General features: G+C 71.0%; 15 protein-coding genes. 7 read left to right on the top strand and 8 right to left on the bottom strand.

The annotated features are described in order from the left end of the window. The first annotated feature begins 32 nt into the window (after window positions 1–32). The 3 genes from HJG45_RS11055 to HJG45_RS11065 all read left to right on the top strand — a co-directional run bounded on the left by HJG45_RS11055 (window position 33) and on the right by HJG45_RS11065 (window position 3,732). Window positions 33–1,868, top strand: coding sequence for an ABC-F family ATP-binding cassette domain-containing protein (locus tag HJG45_RS11055; RefSeq protein WP_171612186.1), 1,836 nt, complete (start codon window positions 33–35; stop codon window positions 1,866–1,868). A 70-nt stretch (window positions 1,869–1,938) separates the two neighbouring features. Continuing rightward, the gene (locus tag HJG45_RS11060) at window positions 1,939–3,168 is read left to right on the top strand and encodes an ABC transporter substrate-binding protein (protein WP_171612187.1); all 1,230 of its coding nucleotides are present in this window, start codon (window positions 1,939–1,941) and stop codon (window positions 3,166–3,168) included. A 330-nt stretch (window positions 3,169–3,498) separates the two neighbouring features. After that, window positions 3,499–3,732 (top strand): hypothetical protein, encoded by a 234-nt coding sequence (locus tag HJG45_RS11065; RefSeq protein WP_171612188.1) that lies wholly within the window; start codon window positions 3,499–3,501, stop codon window positions 3,730–3,732. 15 nt (window positions 3,733–3,747) lie between these two features. On the opposite strand, the gene HJG45_RS11070 is transcribed toward HJG45_RS11065, so the two are convergent. Next, the gene (locus HJG45_RS11070; RefSeq protein ID WP_171612189.1) at window positions 3,748–4,599 is read right to left on the bottom strand and encodes an alpha/beta fold hydrolase; all 852 of its coding nucleotides are present in this window, start codon (window positions 4,597–4,599) and stop codon (window positions 3,748–3,750) included. Between the two features lie 132 nt (window positions 4,600–4,731). Between HJG45_RS11070 and HJG45_RS11075 the strand changes: the two genes are divergently transcribed. From HJG45_RS11075 to HJG45_RS11090, 4 genes are all read left to right on the top strand, one after another. Beyond that, the gene (locus HJG45_RS11075) at window positions 4,732–5,712 is read left to right on the top strand and encodes a tripartite tricarboxylate transporter substrate binding protein (protein WP_171612190.1); all 981 of its coding nucleotides are present in this window, start codon (window positions 4,732–4,734) and stop codon (window positions 5,710–5,712) included. Window positions 5,713–5,803: 91 nt separating this feature from the next. Further along, on the top strand, window positions 5,804–6,787 hold the full coding sequence (locus HJG45_RS11080; protein ID WP_171612191.1) for a tripartite tricarboxylate transporter substrate binding protein: 984 nt from the start codon (window positions 5,804–5,806) through the stop codon (window positions 6,785–6,787). Window positions 6,788–6,932: 145 nt separating this feature from the next. Further along, window positions 6,933–7,196: a hypothetical protein gene (locus HJG45_RS11085; protein WP_171612192.1), complete on the top strand. Its 264-nt coding sequence runs from the start codon at window positions 6,933–6,935 to the stop codon at window positions 7,194–7,196. Window positions 7,197–7,336: 140 nt separating this feature from the next. Further along, window positions 7,337–7,642 (top strand): plasmid stabilization protein, encoded by a 306-nt coding sequence (locus HJG45_RS11090; RefSeq protein WP_171612193.1) that lies wholly within the window; start codon window positions 7,337–7,339, stop codon window positions 7,640–7,642. A 288-nt stretch (window positions 7,643–7,930) separates the two neighbouring features. Here HJG45_RS11090 and HJG45_RS11095 read toward each other — a convergent pair whose 3' ends face one another. The 7 genes from HJG45_RS11095 to HJG45_RS11125 all read right to left on the bottom strand — a co-directional run bounded on the left by HJG45_RS11095 (window position 7,931) and on the right by HJG45_RS11125 (window position 17,100). After that, on the bottom strand, window positions 7,931–8,935 hold the full coding sequence (locus tag HJG45_RS11095) for a VOC family protein (RefSeq protein ID WP_171612194.1): 1,005 nt from the start codon (window positions 8,933–8,935) through the stop codon (window positions 7,931–7,933). A 97-nt stretch (window positions 8,936–9,032) separates the two neighbouring features. Beyond that, window positions 9,033–9,884, bottom strand: a complete 852-nt coding sequence (locus HJG45_RS11100; RefSeq protein ID WP_171612195.1) for a phytanoyl-CoA dioxygenase family protein — start codon at window positions 9,882–9,884, stop codon at window positions 9,033–9,035. A gap of 41 nt (window positions 9,885–9,925) precedes the next feature. Beyond that, entirely contained in the window at window positions 9,926–10,648 is a 723-nt protein-coding gene (locus HJG45_RS11105; RefSeq protein WP_171612196.1) for a hypothetical protein, read from the bottom strand. Beyond that, the gene (locus HJG45_RS11110; RefSeq protein WP_171612197.1) at window positions 10,645–11,085 is read right to left on the bottom strand and encodes a cupin domain-containing protein; all 441 of its coding nucleotides are present in this window, start codon (window positions 11,083–11,085) and stop codon (window positions 10,645–10,647) included. The genes HJG45_RS11105 and HJG45_RS11110 overlap by 4 nt, the downstream gene beginning before the upstream one ends. Before the next feature lie 29 nt (window positions 11,086–11,114). Beyond that, a complete protein-coding gene (pepN, locus tag HJG45_RS11115; protein ID WP_171612198.1) occupies window positions 11,115–13,748 on the bottom strand; it encodes an aminopeptidase N in 2,634 nt (877 codons plus the stop codon). Between the two features lie 4 nt (window positions 13,749–13,752). Continuing rightward, window positions 13,753–15,933, bottom strand: a complete 2,181-nt coding sequence (locus HJG45_RS11120) for a N,N-dimethylformamidase beta subunit family domain-containing protein (RefSeq protein WP_368040566.1) — start codon at window positions 15,931–15,933, stop codon at window positions 13,753–13,755. 66 nt (window positions 15,934–15,999) lie between these two features. Further along, window positions 16,000–17,100, bottom strand: coding sequence for an alpha-hydroxy acid oxidase (locus tag HJG45_RS11125; RefSeq protein ID WP_171612199.1), 1,101 nt, complete (start codon window positions 17,098–17,100; stop codon window positions 16,000–16,002). Window position 17,101 lies beyond the last annotated feature (1 nt).

Below are 17,101 nucleotides of genomic sequence, written 5' to 3' on the forward strand. Positions count from 1 at the left end.
GCGCCGCCGCCGCGGCCCCCCTCTGCCGCGGCATGGCGCCGCCCCTTCTCATCCTCCAGGACATCCATCTGCATCTCGGCACCACGCCGCTGCTCACCGGGGCCGATCTCGCTGTCGGCGCCGGGGATCGCCTGGCGCTGGTCGGCCGCAATGGCTCCGGCAAGTCCACCCTGCTGCGCATCGCGGCCGGAATGGTGCAGCCTGAATCCGGCAGCCGCTTCCTGCAACCGGGCGCCACCCTGCGGACGCTGCCGCAGGAGCCGGATCTCGGCACGGCGGCATCGGTGTGGGATTATGTCGAGGCCGGGCTCGGCCCGGCCGATGATCCCTACCGTGCCCGCTGGCTGCTCGGCGAGCTTGGCCTGACGGGCGAGGAGGCGCCGGCGCGGCTCTCGGGCGGCGAGGCGCGGCGGGCGGCGCTGGCGCGCGTCCTCGCCCCCTCCCCCGACATCCTGCTGCTGGACGAGCCGACCAACCACCTGGACCTGCCGGCCATCGCCTGGCTCGAGGCCGAGCTGGCGCAGTTCCGCGGCGCGCTGGTGCTCATCAGCCATGATCGGCGCTTCCTCGAGCGCCTGTCGCGCGCCATGGTCTGGCTCGACCGTGGCACCACCCGGCGGCTGGAACAGGGCTTCGCCGGTTTCGAGGCCTGGCGCGACCAGGTGCTGGAGGAGGAGGAGCGCGAGGCCCACAAGCTCGACCGGAAGATCGTCCGCGAGGAGCACTGGATGCGCTACGGCGTCACCGCCCGCCGCAAGCGCAACATGCGCCGGGTCGGCGAGCTGGCGGCTCTGCGGCAGCGCCGGCGGGAGGCGCTGAAGGCGACCGGCACGGTGCGCATGGCGGCGAGCGAGGCGGAGGGCGGCGGCACGCTGGTGGCCCAGGCGGAGGGCGTCACCAAGGGCTACGGCGGCGCGCCGGTGGTGCGGGAGTTCAGCACCCGGATCCTGCGGCGCGACCGCGTCGGCATCGTCGGGCCGAACGGCGCCGGCAAGACCACGCTGCTGAACCTGCTGACCGGCGCCCTGGCGCCGGATGCCGGCACGGTCAGGCTCGGCAGCGGGCTGCAGATGGTCACCCTGGACCAGAAGCGCGAGAGCCTCGACCCCACGTCCAGCCTGCAGGCGGCGCTCACCGGCGACAATGGCGACCAGGTGGAGGTCGGCGGCCAGCGGCGGCACGTGATCGGCTACATGAAGGACTTCCTCTTCCTCCCCGACCAGGCGCGCACCGCGGTCGGCGTGCTCTCGGGCGGCGAGCGCGGCCGGCTGATGCTGGCCCGAGCCCTCGCCCGCCCCTCCAACCTGCTGGTCCTCGACGAGCCGACCAACGACCTTGACCTTGAGACGCTCGACCTGCTGGAGGAACTGCTGGCCGACTATCAGGGCACGGTGCTGGTGGTAAGCCATGACCGCGACTTCCTCGACCGGGTCTGCACCAGCGTGATCGTCGCCGAAGGCGAGGGACGCTGGCAGGAATATGCCGGCGGCTATACCGACATGGTGGCGCAGCGCGGCCGCGGGGTGGAGGCACGGCCCGCGACCGTACCTGTTCCCGTACCTGCCCGGGCGCCGGAGCGCGCGGCGCCGCAGCCGCAGGAGCCGGCGCCACCGGCCGCGGCACCGAAGCGCAAGCTGAGCTTCAAGCAGCAGCACGCGCTCGAGGCCCTGCCCGGCCGCATGGCGGCACTCGAGAAGGAGATCGCCACCTTGCGCACGGCCCTGGCCGCGCCCGATCTCTACGCCCGCGATCGCGCCCGCTTCGAGCGCTTCACCGTGGCGCTCGGCGAGAAGGAAGCCGCGTTGGCCGCGGCGGAGGAGGAGTGGCTCGAACTTGAGCTGCTGCGCGAGGAGATCGAGGCCGGCTGAGATCGCGCCTGTTCCCGCCGCGCCGTTCCGGTCTAGCCTTGCCCGGTCCGGAATACCGGGGGAGGAAACAATGCAGGCAACCCGCCGCGGCCTCATGGCCGCCACCACCGCCGCCAGCCTTGGCGGCGCCCTCCCTCGAGCCCGCGCGCAGGGGCGGCCGAAAATCAAGATCGGGGTGCTGAACGACCAGTCCGGCCCCTATCGCGACACCTCCGGCCTCACCTCCATCGCCTGCGTCGAGCAGGCGGTGCAGGATTTCGGCGATCGCGGCTTCGACATCGAGGTGCTGCGCGCCGACCACCAGAACAAGCCCGATATCGGCGCGACCCTGGCGCGCCAGTGGATCGACCGCGACGGCGTCGACGTCATCGCCGACGTGCCGACCTCCTCGGTGGCGCTGGCCGTCGCCGAGGTGTGCCGGCAGAAGGATCGCGTCCACCTCAATGCCAGCGCCACCTCCGTGGCGCTGACCGGCGAGCAGTGCAGCCCGAACACCATCGTCTGGAGCTTCGACACCTACATGATGGCCGCCTCCTCGGGCGGCGCGACGGTGAAGGCGGGCGGCGACAGCTGGTTCTTCATCACCGCCGACTACGCCTTCGGCCACAGCCTGGAGCAGCAGACGACGCTGAAGGTGAAAGCGGCGGGCGGCACGGTGAAGGGCGCGGCGCGCTACCCCTTCCCCGACACCTCGGATTTCTCCGGCTTCATCACGCGCGCGATGAGCAGCGGCGCCAAGGTGATCGGCCTGGCCAATGCCGGGCTCGACACGGTGAACAGCGTCAAGCAGTGCTACGAATTCGGCGCCATGCAGCGCGGCGTGACGGTGGCGCCGCTGCTGATGTTCCTCTCCGACGTCAAGGCGCTCGGCCTCGACATGGCGCAGGGGCTGGTGCTGACCGAGAGCTTCTACTGGGACCTCAACGACCGCACGCGCCGCTTCGCCAAGAAGATCGCGGCGCGCACGCCGAACAACTGGCCGGCGCAGTCGCATGCCAGCGCCTATGGCGGCGCGCTGCACTACCTGAAGGCGGTGGCCGATATGGGGCCGGCGGAAGCCAAGCGGAGCGGCGCCGCGACGGTCGCGCGCATGAAGGCGATGCCGACCGACGACGACGCCTTCGGCCCGGGCCGGATCCGCGAGGATGGGCGGGGCCTGTTCCCTGCCTATCTCTTCCGGGTGAAGAAGCCGTCCGAGAGCAAGTCGCCCTGGGATCTCTATACCCTGCTCTCGACCCTGCCGGCCGAGGAAGCAGCGCGGCCCCTCGCCGATTCGGGCTGCAAGATGACCCGCGGCTAGACCATGATCCGCTCGCACAGGTTCACGGATCATGGTCTAGCATGTTGTTTGGTCGCGTGATTCACGCCTTTCGGTGAGTCCATCTCAGGCGATCACGCTCTGGCGTTCCGCTTGCGACATTCGTGGGACGCCCCGCGAATGCCGCCGGTCCGCACCCTGCCGGAGGGACCGGCGCCTGGATCAATCCGGGCAAACATCGTACATCCTATGCATGGGTCATCGCTCGGACCCTCCGATGCGCGCCGGCGCAAGTGGCGGAAGGCGTCGATCGTTCCTGGCGATTGCAGGCTGGTTCGCCGCGGCGGACCTGTCCTCGATGCGGAGATGCGGATGCGGCGGCTTGCGATCCTTGGTGCTCTCACCCTGCTGGCCGGATGTGGCCTGAACGACGCCCTGGACCGGATGGATCGGGAGGCGGATCAGAAGCGTTGCGACGGCTTCGGCTTCCAACGCGGGACCGAAGCCTATGCCAATTGCCTGATGCAGCAGGCCGCGCAGCGCGAGGCGGAGAGTCAGCAGGCGCTCGACCGCGCGGCGCTCGAGCGGGCAGCGCGCAAGCGCTGAACACCGCAGGAACCCTCAGCCCGTCGCGTCCAGGCTCCAGCGGCCGCGCTCGACGGTCGAGAGGAAGGCCGCGACCTCCCGGTTGAAGGCGGCCGGTTCCTCCAGGTTGATGGCATGGCCGGTACGCGGGCACATCCAGAGCCCGGCATTCGGCAGCACGCTCTTCAGCCAGATATTGGTCTCGATGCAGGGCCCGTCTTCGTCGCCGACCGCGAGCAGGGTCGGCACCTGCATGCGGCGCAGCTCAGCCTCCCAGTCGAAGATGGAATCGCGCTCGCCCTGGTAGTGCTTCATGGTCAGGCCGGTGCCCTGGCCGGAATGCTCGGCCAGCCGCTCCATATAGGCGGCCCAGCCGCGCGGATCCTTCTTGCGGAGCTGGATGCGCGTCGGCCCGTTGCCCGTCTCCTCCGCCAGCTCGCCCGGCCAGCCCTGCGCGATGAGCTTGTCGCCGCGCGCCTGGCAGGCGGCGCGGAACTCCGCCTGCTCCTGCCGTGGCGAGCCGGAGCCGGCGCCGGCCGGCACCAGCGACACCGCCATCCCGGGATGGCGGATGCCGAAGAGCAGCGCCGCGAAGCCACCCATCGACAGGCCGACGATATGCGCCCGCGGGATGCCGAGATGCCGCAGCACCGCGACCGCATCCTTCACCGCGTAGTCCTGGCCGTAGAGGCGCGGATCGGTCGGCACGTCGGAGGGCGGATAGCCGCGCGCGGCATAGGTGACGCAGCGGTACTCGCGGGAGAAGGAGCGGACCTGGTCCTCCCATTCCCGGTGGTCGGCGCCGAATTCATGGATGAACAGGATCGGGTGACCGGTCCCGGTCTCCTCGTACCAGAGGCGCGCGCCTTCGGCGGGAGCATAGGGCATGGCTCGTTCCTCCTGCTGTCTTGGCCGGCATCCTGCACCTGAATGCCGGGCCTGCCAGCCCCTCGCCGCCCCATCTGGGCGCCGCCATGCCGGTACCGTTATGCTGGCGGCCAAATCGAAGGGGAGGATGGGATGACCCTGCAGCGGAGATCCATGCTGCTCACCGCCGCTGCCGCCGGCGCGGCGATGGCGCAACGCGCGGCGGCGCAGGCCTCCTGGCCGAACCGGCCGATGCGCATGATCATCCCCTGGCCGCCCGGCCAGTCCACTGACCTGCAGGGCCGGATCGTGGCGCAGCTGCTGACGGAGCGGCTGGGCCAGAACGTGGTGCCGGAGAACCGCTCCGGCGCCGGCGGCCAGATCGGCACCGACTACGTGGCGAAATCGGCGCCTGACGGCAACACGCTGCTCGCCGCCTCGATCGGGCCGATCACCTTCAGCCCGCTGGTGCAGCGCACGCCCTATGTCGTCGCGCGCGACTTCATCCCGATCGCCTGCTACGGCATCTCGCCCTACATGCTGCTGGTGCGACCGGATTTTCCGGCGAAGGATGCAAGGGCCTTCGTCGCCGCCCTGCGCGCGGCGCCGGGGAAGTACAGCTACGCCTCCTCGGGCATCGGCGGGGCGCAGCATCTGCTGACCGCGGTGTTCAACGCCCAGGCCGGCATCGATGCGCTGCACGTCCCCTTCCAGGGCAGCGGCCCGGCCATGGCAGCCTTCCTCGGCGGCCAGGTGGATTATGCGATCGAGACCTTCGCCGCCGCCGGGCCGCTGGTGCGGCAGGGGGCGCTGCGGCCGCTTGGCATCACCACGGCCAAGCCCAGCGCTTTGCTCGCCGGCGTTCCGCCGCTCGCCGTCGCCGCCGACCTGCCGCAATACGACATTGGCGGCTGGAACGGGCTGATGGTGCCGACCGGGACGCCGCAGCCGATCCTCGACCGGCTGCTGGCCGAGGTGCTGGCCGGCTTCGCCACCACCGAGATCAAGGAGCGCTTCCTCGGCATCGGCGTCGAGCTGGCGCCGATCGGGCCCGAGGGCTTCCGCAAGCTGCTGGCCGCCGAGGCGGCGCTGTTCGGGCCGGTGATCCGCCAGCTCGGCATCCGCGCCGAATAGGGTGCGGCGGGCCGCGGCCCTGCCGATCGCGACTTGGCAGGGCCGGCCCGGCTGCGCGACAAGCACGCTCGGAACGAAGGAAAACGCCAGGATGCAACGCCGGACCCTCCTGCTCGCCACGGCGGGCCTCGCCCTGCCTGCCCTCCTCCGGGCGCCCCTCGCCCGGGCCCAGGGCAACTATCCCGACCGCCCGGTGCGCATGGTGGTGCCCTGGCCGCCCGGCCAGGCGACGGACCTCATGGCCCGCGTCGCGGCGCAGCAGATCGCGGCGCAATGGGGCCAGCCGATGGTGCCGGAGAACCGCGCCGGCGCGGGCGGCATGATCGGCACCGATGCCGTGGCGAAGGCGGCGCCGGACGGCTACACCATCCTCGCCGCCTCGACCGGGCCCATCACCACCGCGCCGCTGGTGCAGCGCACGCCCTATGATCCGGAGAAGGATTTCGCGCCGGTCGCGATGATCGGCATCTCGCCCTATGTGCTCAGCGTGAACCCGAACTTCCCGGCCAGGACCGCAGCGGAGTTCGTGGCGAAGGTGCGGGCCGAGCCGGGCAAGTACACCTATGCCTCCTCCGGAACCGGCGCGGCGGCGCATCTCATCACCCTGATGTTCCTCTCGGCGGCGAAGCTCGACACCGTGCACGTGCCCTTCCAGGGCAGCGGGCCGGCGCTCACCGCCGTCATGGCCGGGCAGGTGGATTTCGCCGTCGACACGTTGGCCGCGACCGGGCCGCTGGTGAAGCAGGGCGGGCTGCGCGCGCTCGGCATCTCGCTCGCCGCGGGCAGCGAGCTGGCGCCCGACATCCCGCCGCTCGAGAAGGCGGCCGGGCTGCAGCGCTTCGATGTCGGCGCCTTCGGTGGCTATATGGCGCCGGCCGGCACCCCGGCCCCGATCCTGCAGCGTCTGGCGGAGGAGACGAAGCGCGCCCTCGCCGTCGCCGAGGTGCGGCAGCGCTTCGCCAGCATCGGCTTCCAGCCGCTGCACCGCGACACGGCGGATTTCGTGGCCTTCCTCAAGACCCATCGCGAGGAGTTCCGCAAGGTCATCGCGGAGAACAAGATCCAGGTGGATTGAGCCTCGGGGGCCGGTCCGGGCCGGGCTGCCCGGCGCCGGACCGGGTCTCCCATCGGTCGGCGCTGCACCGCAATTCCTTCGGGCGGCTGCCGCGATGTGCTAGGAGTCCCTGGCCGGGCCGGGACTCCCACCAGGGAAGCACGCCATGCCCATTCGTGCCTTGAAAGCGTCCACCGCCTCGGCCGGCGCTCACGTGAAGGCCAATCTCCGCGTCTGGACCAGCCTGCTCTTCGGCCTGTGCATCCTCATGGCCGCGCTGCGATGGAGCGACCTGCTCGGTCTGGGCGGCGTCTGGAGCGACATCCTGGTGCTCTGCGCCATGGCGCTCGGGGTGCTGCTTATCATGATCAGCCATGAGGGGTATGACGAGGAGGCCGGCCTGGCCGAAGGCGTGCCCCCCGCCGTCTGACGGTCCGCCGCGCCGCCCGACCGCCGGAGGGCAGCCGGGACGGGTCCGCTGGCGGCGATTTTCAGCCGCAGCCCCGGCCGTTCGCGGGAACCCCGATTGTCGCCGTCGATTTGGGCAAGACGACAATCTGGGAGGCGGACATGCCCCGCGGAGACAAGTCGAAGTACACGGACAAGCAGAAGCGCCAGGCCGAGCACATCGCCGAAGGCTATGAGCATCGCGGCGTGCCCGATGCGGAGGCCGAGCGGCGCGCCTGGGCCACCGTCAACAAGGAGACGGGCGGCGGCAACAAGAGCGGCTCGGGACGCGACGTCGCGGACACGCATGCCTCCTCCGAGAAGGGCGGTAAGCTCGGCGGCAAGGCCTCGGCGGCACGATCTGCGGCAGCCCGGTCGGCTTCGGCGCGGAAGGCCGCAGCCACGCGCAAGCGGAATGCCGAGACCTAGAGCGTGATCCGCTCACACGAATTCGCGGATCATGGTCCAGGCCGTTGTTTGATCGCGTGCTTCACGCTTTTCGGTGAGTCCGCCTCAAGCGATCACGCTCTGGACAGGTCCCGTTCGAGTGGAAACGCTCGAACAGGTGAAGATGCTCTGAAAGCAACGGGCTGGAGCATCTGCCGCGAACGCAGGTGAGCGGAAGAAGCTCTATCCGTTCAGCAGCGCAGCGCGACCGGCGCAGGTGAACCGGCCCGTGCGATACCAGGCGTCACGCCAGGCATTCCCTTCGGGCGGCTATTCCGCCGCTGCGCGGGCCTGGTCCCACCAGGCGCATTCGCCGGGCATCAGCCGGTGGTTGCCGGGCAGCACCTGCACCGGTGCGCGCTCGCCATCGGCCGCTGCCTGCAGCCGCAGGCGCCGTGCCTCGGCGCGCATCGCCTCGCTGCCCCATTGCCGCTCATGCCCCCAGAGGCTGGGGCCGGAGCGCATCTCCACCGCCTGCCAGCTGGCGGGATCCACCTGCCGTCCGCCCCAGCCATATTCGATCATGAAGCCGCCCGGGGTGCGGGCGTAGAAGCTGGTCATCAGGTCGTTGGTATGGCGGCCTAGGCTGGTCGCCACCCGCCCCTCTGCCAGCATCGCCAGGTCGTAGCCCTGACCGACATCGTCGAGCTGGAACAGCTCCACCATCAGGTGGTGCAGCCCGGCCTGGCCGGTCTCGATCAATGCCAGGGAATGGTGCCGCGGGTTCACGTGCAGGAAATAGGCATGGAAGGGGTTGGTCACGTAGTCGGAGACGCGGAAGCCGAGCAGGTCGCGGTAGAAGCCCAGCGCCTCCGCCATGCGCGGCACCGTCAGCACCGCATGCCCCATGCCGAGCGCGCCGGTGCGGAAGCCGCTGATGCAGCGCCCGGGCCGGAAGGGCTCCGGCGTGCTCTCGGCGCCATGGACGATCTCGAGGCGGTTGCCGAGCGGGTCCGCCGTGACCACCAGCCCGGCCACCCGGCGCTGCGCCGCGAGCGCCGCATCGCCGCGGGCGACCGGCAGGCCCGCCGCCTCCAGCCGCGCCACCAACGCGTCGAGCGCCGCGCCATCCGCCACCTCCCAGCCGAAGAAGCGTGCCCGGTCCCGCGCACCGGGCGTCACGACCAGACGCTGCCGGCGGTCGTCCATGCGGAAGACGAGCTGCGCGGCGCTGCGCTCGGCGAGCTGCAGGCCGAGGAAGCCGGTGCCGTAGCCGGCCCAGTCCTCTGGGCAGCGCGCCTCGATCCCGACATAGCCGAGCGCCTGGATGCTCATGCCCCTCTCCTCCCTGCCCCGGCGCCGAGGCGCCCAGGAAAGCTTGGTCCAAAGCCTGGTCTGAGGAGCCTACAGCCACTTGCCCCGCCCCGGCAGCTCAATGTGCGAGCGACATCTCCGGGATGCTCTCGCTCGCCAGCCAGAAGCGGTTGAGGCTGTCGGCATGTGCCGCCCGCGCCGCCGCATCCGCCTCGGCCCGCGGCGCCGGCTCCAGGTCGAAATGCCCGTACCGGTCCTCGCCGCGAACCAACGTCGCCGAGAGCCGCGTCGTCCCAACATGCCGCACCCGCGTCGGGATGTAGCTGATGCCGAGGCCGATGCGGTCCTCCGCCGCCCGGTTTGGCGCCGAGGTGTGCAGCACCAGCGTGTCGTGCAACGAGAACTCGCCGGGCGCGAGCGGGATCGGCACCGCCTGCGCGGCCTCCGGCGCCACGGCCACGGTCTGGCCGCGCGAGAGCATCACCCGCGGGTCCTTGCGGTCGGCATGCGGCAGCTGGCCGTGCCGGTGGCTGCCGGGCAGGACGGTGACGCAGCCGCTCTCCTCCGTGCTCGGCGTCAGCGCCAGCCAGGCGGTGACATGCTCATGCGGCATCAGGCCGAAATAGGTGGCGTCCTGGTGCCAGGGGACGAAGCCCTCGCTCCGCGCCGGCTTCCACCAGAGCGTGGTGTGGAAGACCAGGATATCCGGGCCGATGACGTCCTCGACGGCATCGAGGATGGCCGGGTGCCGCACCAGCGCCGCCGCCCAGGGAAAGAGCAGGTAGGGCTTCACCCGGCTCGAGGGCTGCCGCAGCCCGGCCGAGGATTCCGGCCGCGCCGCCTCGCCGCAGCAGCGGCGCACATCATCCAGCCAGCGCCCGGCCTGTTCGGCATCGACGGCGCGCAGCGGCGCCACATAGCCTTCCCGCCGATAGACGGCGACCTGCTCCTCCGACATCCGCTTGCCCATCCCGGCCTCCTGTCCTGCGAGCTTAGCAATCACCCTGCCAATCACCCTGCCACCGGGGCCGGCACCACCCAGGTGGCGCGGGCGAGGCCGCGCAGCCCGCCATCCTCGCCGAAGAGCGCCGTGCCCGCCTGCAGCTTCCGCCCCTCGCGGCCGATCTGCCAGCCGAGCACCGTCACCGCCTCGCCGGGCAGGATGCGGCCCTCCAGCCGCCCGGTGATGCGGCCGAGCAGCATGGATTGCGGCGCGGCATTGACCGTGAAGGCGAAGGACCCGGCGCAGTCGAGCGCCGACCAGAGGAATTCAAGGGCGATGGCGCCATCCGGCCCGGCGAAACCAACATCCGGCCGCCAAGCCCCGGCGGCGATGTCCGGCCGCCCCTCGACCCGGCCGGTGAAGACCCGCAGCCCGGTTCCCTCGGGCCAGGCCGAGCCGCAGACGAAGCAGAGACCGGTCGAATGGGTGAAGGGGCTGGCGAGGAACCAGCGCGTCGCCGCCGCCGCCTCCGCCGGCGTCGGCGGGCTTGGCGGGACGAGGTCGAGCGCCGCCTCCCGCGCCTCGGCGATGACCGTGCCCGCCGCGTCCCGCGCCACGACGCCGCCCTCGGATGCGGTGATGTCGAGCGGCACCTCCAGCGGCCAGCCGCGGCGGAGCGTCACCTCGGCCGGCTGGCTGCCGAGCCGCGCCGCCATGAGGCCGGCGACATAGCCGCCATTGCCGATGCCGGCGGGGCCGCGGAACCGGGCGGGAATGCGAAGCGAAGTCACTGCGCCTCCGCGGGCGTCGCGGTCGCCGGACCCTCGCCGACGATCAGCAGGACTGCCGGCTCGTCCTTGGCGCCGTCGTAATGCACGCCCTTCGCGGCATGGGTGACGAAGCTGCCGGCCGGCGCGGCGACCGTCGCCTCGGACTCGAAGCGCGGGCCGGTGCCCATCCACCATGTCCCGGAGAGGACGGTGATGAAGCGGTCATGTGGATGGAAATGCGGCCGCGACATATGGCCCGGGAGCCACTTCACCATCACGGCGTAGAAGCCGGGCTTCGCCGGGTCGCCGACCAGCACCGCCTGCTGGTTCCCGGCTGCCGTGACCGGGCCCCAGGGGATCTGATCGGGCAGCCGCACCATGATCGCGCGCGGGTCGAGCTCGGCCGCGGCGGCTGGCAGGGCCAGCAGCGCCAGGGCGAGCAGCAGACGCTTGGTCATGAATTGGTTCCTCCCTCCCGCCCGCGGCGTCACAGCAACGCCTTGGACGCCTTCTCGAAGCTGCCCTTCGACAGATTCGGCGTGTCCAGCACCCGCTGCAGCTCCCGCCGCATCAGCGCGCCGCGTGACGGCGCCTGCCGCCGCCACTGGCCGAGCGGGCCGATCAGCCGCGCCGCGATCGAGCCGTTGATCGGATCGAGCGCGATCACCGCATCGGCAAGGAAGCGATAGCCCTCCCCCGACTCCGCATGGAATTGCCCGGGATTGCCGGCAGCGAAGGCGCCGATCAGCGAGCGGGCCCGGTTGGGGTTCCGCAGGTCGAAATCCGGATGCGCGTAGAGTTGCCGCACCGCCTCGATCGCATCCGGCCGGTCGGCCATGGCCTGGATGGAGAACCACTTGTCGAGCACCAACTCGTCGCCGCGCCAGCGGGCATGGAAGGCGGCCAGCGCCTCGTCGCGCGCCGGCATCTCGGTGCCGGCGAGCACGCCGAGCGCCGCCAAGCTGTCGGTCATGTTGGTGGCGGCGTCGAACTGCGCCTTGGCCAGCGCGACATCGCCGGCCGCTGCGAGATAGCCGAGGCAGATGTTGCGCAGGGCGCGCCTTCCGATGCTGCGCCCGTCGATCCGGTAGGGCCCGGTCTCGGCCAGCGCGTCATAGGTCGCGCGCAGGGCCGGCCCGCAGCGTCGGCCGATCTCCTCCCGCAGCCCCTTCCGCACGCGATGGATGGTGACCGGGTCAGCGACCGCCATCTGGTCGGCGAGGAAGCCCTCGCCCGGCAGGGCCAGCGCCTCGGCAGCGAAGGCCGGATCCGCCTCGGCCCCGGCCAGCGTGTTCGCCACCGCCTCCGCCAGCGCCGGGTCGAAGCCAGGCGTCTCGCCCCGCTGCGCCGCCGCGACCATCTCCAGCATCACCGAGCTCGCGTATTGCTGGCCGCTCTCCCAGCGCACGAAGGGGTCGCTGTCATGCACGGCGAGGAAGCGGAGCTGCTCGCGCGGCACGCCCTGCAGCCGCACCGGCGCCGAGAAGCCGCGCAGCAGTGAGGGCACCGGTCGCGCCGGCACCTCCTCGAAGGTGAAGGACTGCTCGGCGCCCTCCAGCAGCAGCGTGCGGGTGCCGGATTGCGCCGCATTCTCGCCGGCGAGCCGCGTTGGCAGCTCGCCGCCGTCCGGGCCGAGCAGGCCCATCGCCACCGGGATGGGCAGCGGGTGTTTCTCCGGCTGGCCAGGCGTCGGCGGCGTATGCTGGCGGAGGGTGAGGGTGTAGCGGCGCGCCGCCGGGTCGTACCGCTCCTCGGCGGTGAGCTCTGGCGTGCCGGCCTGGTCGTACCAGCCCATGAAGGCCGAGAGGTCGATGCCGGAGGCATCCTGCATGGCGGCCACGAAATCCTCGATCGTCACCGCCTGGTTGTCGTTGCGGGCGATGTAGAGATCCATGCCGCGCCGGAAGGCGTCGGGGCCGATGCGCGTATGGATCAGCCGCACCACCTCGGCCCCCTTCTGGTAGACCGTCGGCGTGTAGAAATTATCGATCTCGATATAGCTGTCCGGCCGCACGGGATGCGCCATCGGCCCGGCATCCTCGGGGAATTGCGCCGCCCGCAGCCCGCGCACGTCGCCGATCCGCTTCACCGCGCGGCTGCCCATATCGGCCGAGAATTCCTGGTCGCGGAAGACGGTCAGCCCCTCCTTCAGGGAGAGCTGGAACCAGTCGCGGCAGGTGACGCGGTTGCCCGTCCAATTGTGGAAATATTCGTGCGCGATGACCGTCTCGATGCCCTGCCAGTCGCCATCGGTCGCCGTCTCCGGGCTGGCGAGGACGTATTTCGTGTTGAAGACGTTGAGCCCCTTGTTCTCCATCGCGCCCATGTTGAAATCGGAGACGGCGGCGATGTTGAAGACGTCGAGGTCGTATTCCAGCCCGAAGACCTGCTCATCCCAGGCCATGGAGCGCTTCAGGCTGTCCATGGCATGGAAGCAGCGATCCTCGTCGCCGCGGCGGACCCAGATGTTGAGCGCCACATCGCGGCCCGATCTGGTGGTGAAGCGGTCGGCGACATTCACCAGGTCGCCGGCGACGAGGGCGAAGAGGTAGCTCGGCTTCGGATGCGGATCGACCCATCGGGCCCAATGGGCGTTGCCCTCCCCCTGGCCCGTCCCCGCCGGATTGCCGTTCGAGAGCAGCACCGGGCAGAGCGTCCGGTCGGCGGTGATCGTCACCTCGTAGCGCGACATCACGTCCGGCCGGTCCGGGAAGAAGGTGATGCGGCGGAAGCCCTCGGCCTCGCATTGCGTGTAGTAGTTGCCGCCCGAGGTATAGAGGCCGGACAGCGCCGTGTTGCGCTCCGGCGCGATGCGCACCAGCGTCTCCAGCAGCCCGGCAGCCGGCGGGTCCGCGATGCTGAGCGAGCCGTCCTCGCCGAGCCGGCAGCGTTCCGGCGGCAGCACGGCGCCATCCAGCCGCGCCTCCAGCAGTTCCAGCCCCTCCCCATCCAGGCGCAGCGGCGCGTCCGGCGCCGCCAGCGGGTTCCGCCGCAGGGCCAGCCGCGCCCGCACCAGCGTCGCGGCCGGGTCAAGGGTGAAATCCAGCGCGACCGTATCGACCAGATAGGCGGGCGGGGCGTAGTCGCCGCGGCGGATGGTGACGGGGGTGTCGGTTCTCATGCGGTCACGCCTGGAAGCGGGTTAGAACATTCTCCAGCATACGCGAGATCGGGTTCGCGTAATCCGCATGCGAGAGGCTGCCACAGAAGGTGATGGAGCCGGTCGAGAAGACGGCGCCGCCCTTGCGGGTCTCGAAATAGACGATCTCGGCGCGGATCAGCGCCTCCGGCGTCTCGCCTGTGACGGTGGTGAGATGCGTCAGCAGCTCCTCCGGCACCGTCACGAAATGCTCCTGATGCCCTTCGGAGCGCGCCAGGATGACGGCGTTCGGCGGCGTGCCGAGCAGCGGATCAGCCCGGTCCAGCTCGAAGCCGGCGGCGCCGCCGCCCGAGAGGCCGAAACCGCCGAAGGCATCGCCCGGGACGATGCCGGTGCCCTCCAGGATCCAGGCCGCGCGCGGGTCGGTGGCGCCGGGCATGGCGCGATAGTGGCTGCCCTCGAACTTGCCCTGGCCGCTGAAGCCGACGCCGCAGAGGAGCTGCGGCGGCCGGCCATTGCGGCGCCACAGCCCGCCCAACGTGCCGTCGAGCTGGTTGTAGTACTCGCCGGTCTCCGCCGCCCAGGCGCGAATGCCGCCTTCGGCGCGGCGGATCTCCAGCAGATGCGGCCGGTCACGGCGGCGAGCCACCTTCCAGTAGAAGCCGTTGCCCCCGAGATAGACCAGCCGCCCGCCTTCCGAGACGAATTCCTGCAGCGCGTCCAGCGTGCCGGGCGTGTGGTATTCCGGATGCGAGCCGGTGACGACGCATTTGTAGCGCGACAGCAGCGCAACGCCCTCATCGTCGAGATCCTCGTCGGTAATGACGTCGAAAGCGAAGCCCTTCTCCTCCATCCAGTCGGTCAGGTGGCTGTCCGCCGGCAGGTGGCGCAGGCCGGAGCCCACCGGGTCCGGCACGGCGACGAAGCCCGGCCGCATGTTGAGGATCGGCCGCAGGCGCGAGGAGAAGTGGATGCCGCTGCCATCGACATGCGTGTTGTAGGTGGAGAGCCCGTATTCGGTGACGAGGTTGCCGCACCAGTCGAAGGCGCCCCAGGATTGCCGCTTGCGGCGATGCTCCTCGGGGAATTCGGGGCGGCGGTAATTGGCATAGACTTGGCAGGTGAAGCTGTTGGCCAGATAGGCGATCGGCGCCCGCGCCACCCCCTTCGGCGGCAGCACGAAGAAGGGGATCATGTCCCAGTGTTCGCCGCAGGTCAGCCGCACCGCATAGACGCCGCTCGGCATGTCCTCCGGGATCGGCACGGTGAAATCCGTGGCCCAGCGGCAATCCTCGAGATCGTCCTCATGGAAATGGATCGCCGCATAGTGCCGCGGCGCGTGGCGCCAGGCATGCTCCGTGCCGGTCCAGCGGCTGCCCTTCACGGCCCGGGCCGGCATGTTCACCAGGCCGCCATGCAGCGCGGCGGGGCCGCGGTCGAGGATGGCCTCGCCTTCCATGCGCTCGGAAAAGTCCCACCAGGCGGCAAGGCGGCCGGAGGTCAGCAGGGCTTCGGGATCATCCAGGGTGACGCGCGGCGTGCCGCGCAGCAGCAGCGGATCCTCGATCCGCCCGTTGAAATGCGCGGTCGCATCGGGCGAGGCGGCGAAGGTGATGGCCGTCTCGCCCGACCAGTCTCCCGACCGGTCGCCTTTGGGCAGCGCCGCCTCCGCCGCGCCGGCGTCGCGCGCGCCCCAGACGCGTTGCAGCGGGCGCTGCGACAGGGTCAGCCGGCCCTCGCCGATGGTGACGGCGATCTCGTACCAGCTGCGCGGATGCGGCGGCGCCGCCGTGGCGCAGCGCGCCGTCCGGTCGCCATGGCTGGCCTCGACGGCGAAGCCCGCATCGGTGACGCTGAGGGTGAGCGCGCAGCCGGACCCGCGCAGCGCCAGCAGCGTCTGCGGCGCCGATCGCGGCAGCCAGGGCGCGACGCGCAGCAGCAGGGTGAAGGCCTCGCCGAGGGCGAGCCTGCCGGCGACGCGGCCGAGCGAGCCGTTGGGGACCGGCTTGGCGATACCGGGATAGTCGCCCGCCCAGTCGGCGGGCACCGGGATCAGCCGCATGCCCGGGCCGGCCGGATTGGGATCGGCGTGCCGCACCCGCACCAGCTCGGCCCGGTAGGGCGCGCCGAGCTGGGAGGATACCTTGACCTCCAGCCGCTCGCCCGGCCGGGCGGAGAAACGGTCGAGATATCCGATCAGCGGCACCAGCATCGCGCGTCCCCGGGTGGTCACGCCCGACAGCGTGGCCAGGGAGGCGCGGGCGCGCAACCCTCAGCGATAACCCGGATCGGCGAGGTTGGTCAGCGGGAAAGCGCTGTGGACATGCGGCATGACGACCGGGGGCGCCGCGTGCAGGTAGCTGCCGTCGAGATCGCCGAAGCCGGTCGCGCCGAGCAGGCCGAGCACCTCGTGGATCTCGGTCTCCAGCAACTCGAACATCCGGGTGACGCCCTCCTGGCCCGCCGCGGCGAGGGCGTAACAGTAGAGCCGGCCGAGGCCGACCAACTCGGCGCCCATGGCGACCGCCTTGACGATGTCGGAGCCGCGCGAGAAGCCGCCATCGATCCAGACCTTGGCGCGGCTGCCGACCGCCTGCACCACCTCGGGCAGCACGTCGAGCGCGCCGCGGCCATGGTCGAGCTGCCGGCCGCCATGGTTCGAGACATAGACCACCTCGACGCCGTGCTCGCAGGCGATGGCGGTATCCTCGGCGGTGGCGATGCCCTTCAGCACCAGCGGCGTCCGCGGGAAGCGGTCCTTCCAGCGCTTCACGTCGTCCCAGTTCAGCGCCGCCTGGAAATGCATGCCGGTGGCGCGCTGCCGCCAGGGCTTGACGAAGCGCTTGGCGATGTCACGCTCGCGCCGGCTGTAGATGGCGGTGTCCACCGTCATGCAGAAGGCGTCGTAGCCGGCATCGACCGCCTGCCGGGTGATGTCGGCGATCCAGTCGAAATCGCCGCGGACATAGAGCTGGAAGACCTTGAGGCCGCCCTGCGTCGCCTCGGCCATCGGCTGCAGGCCGGGCATGGAGACGGAGGAGACCATGATCGGCACGCCATAGGCGGTCGCCGCCCGGCCAGCCGGGGCGCCGCCATCGGGATCGAAATTCTCCAGCCCGCCGACCGGCGCCAGCATGACCGGCAGCGTGATCTTACGGCCGAGGAAGCGGCCGGAGAGGTCGATCGAGGAGACGTCGCGCAGCACGCGCGGCCGGAAGGCGACGCTGTCGAGCGCCATCCGGTTGCGCATCATCGTCGTCTCGGTCTCGGTCGCGCCGACCAGGTAGTCCCAATTGCCGGGGCTGAGGCGGCCCTTCGCTTCCTTGACGAATTCGTGCAGCGTCAGGAAGGCGCCCTCGGTCTGGCTCACCATG

Source organism: Roseicella sp. DB1501 (assembly GCF_013112485.1).
Taxonomy (GTDB): Bacteria; Pseudomonadota; Alphaproteobacteria; order Acetobacterales; family Acetobacteraceae; genus Paracraurococcus.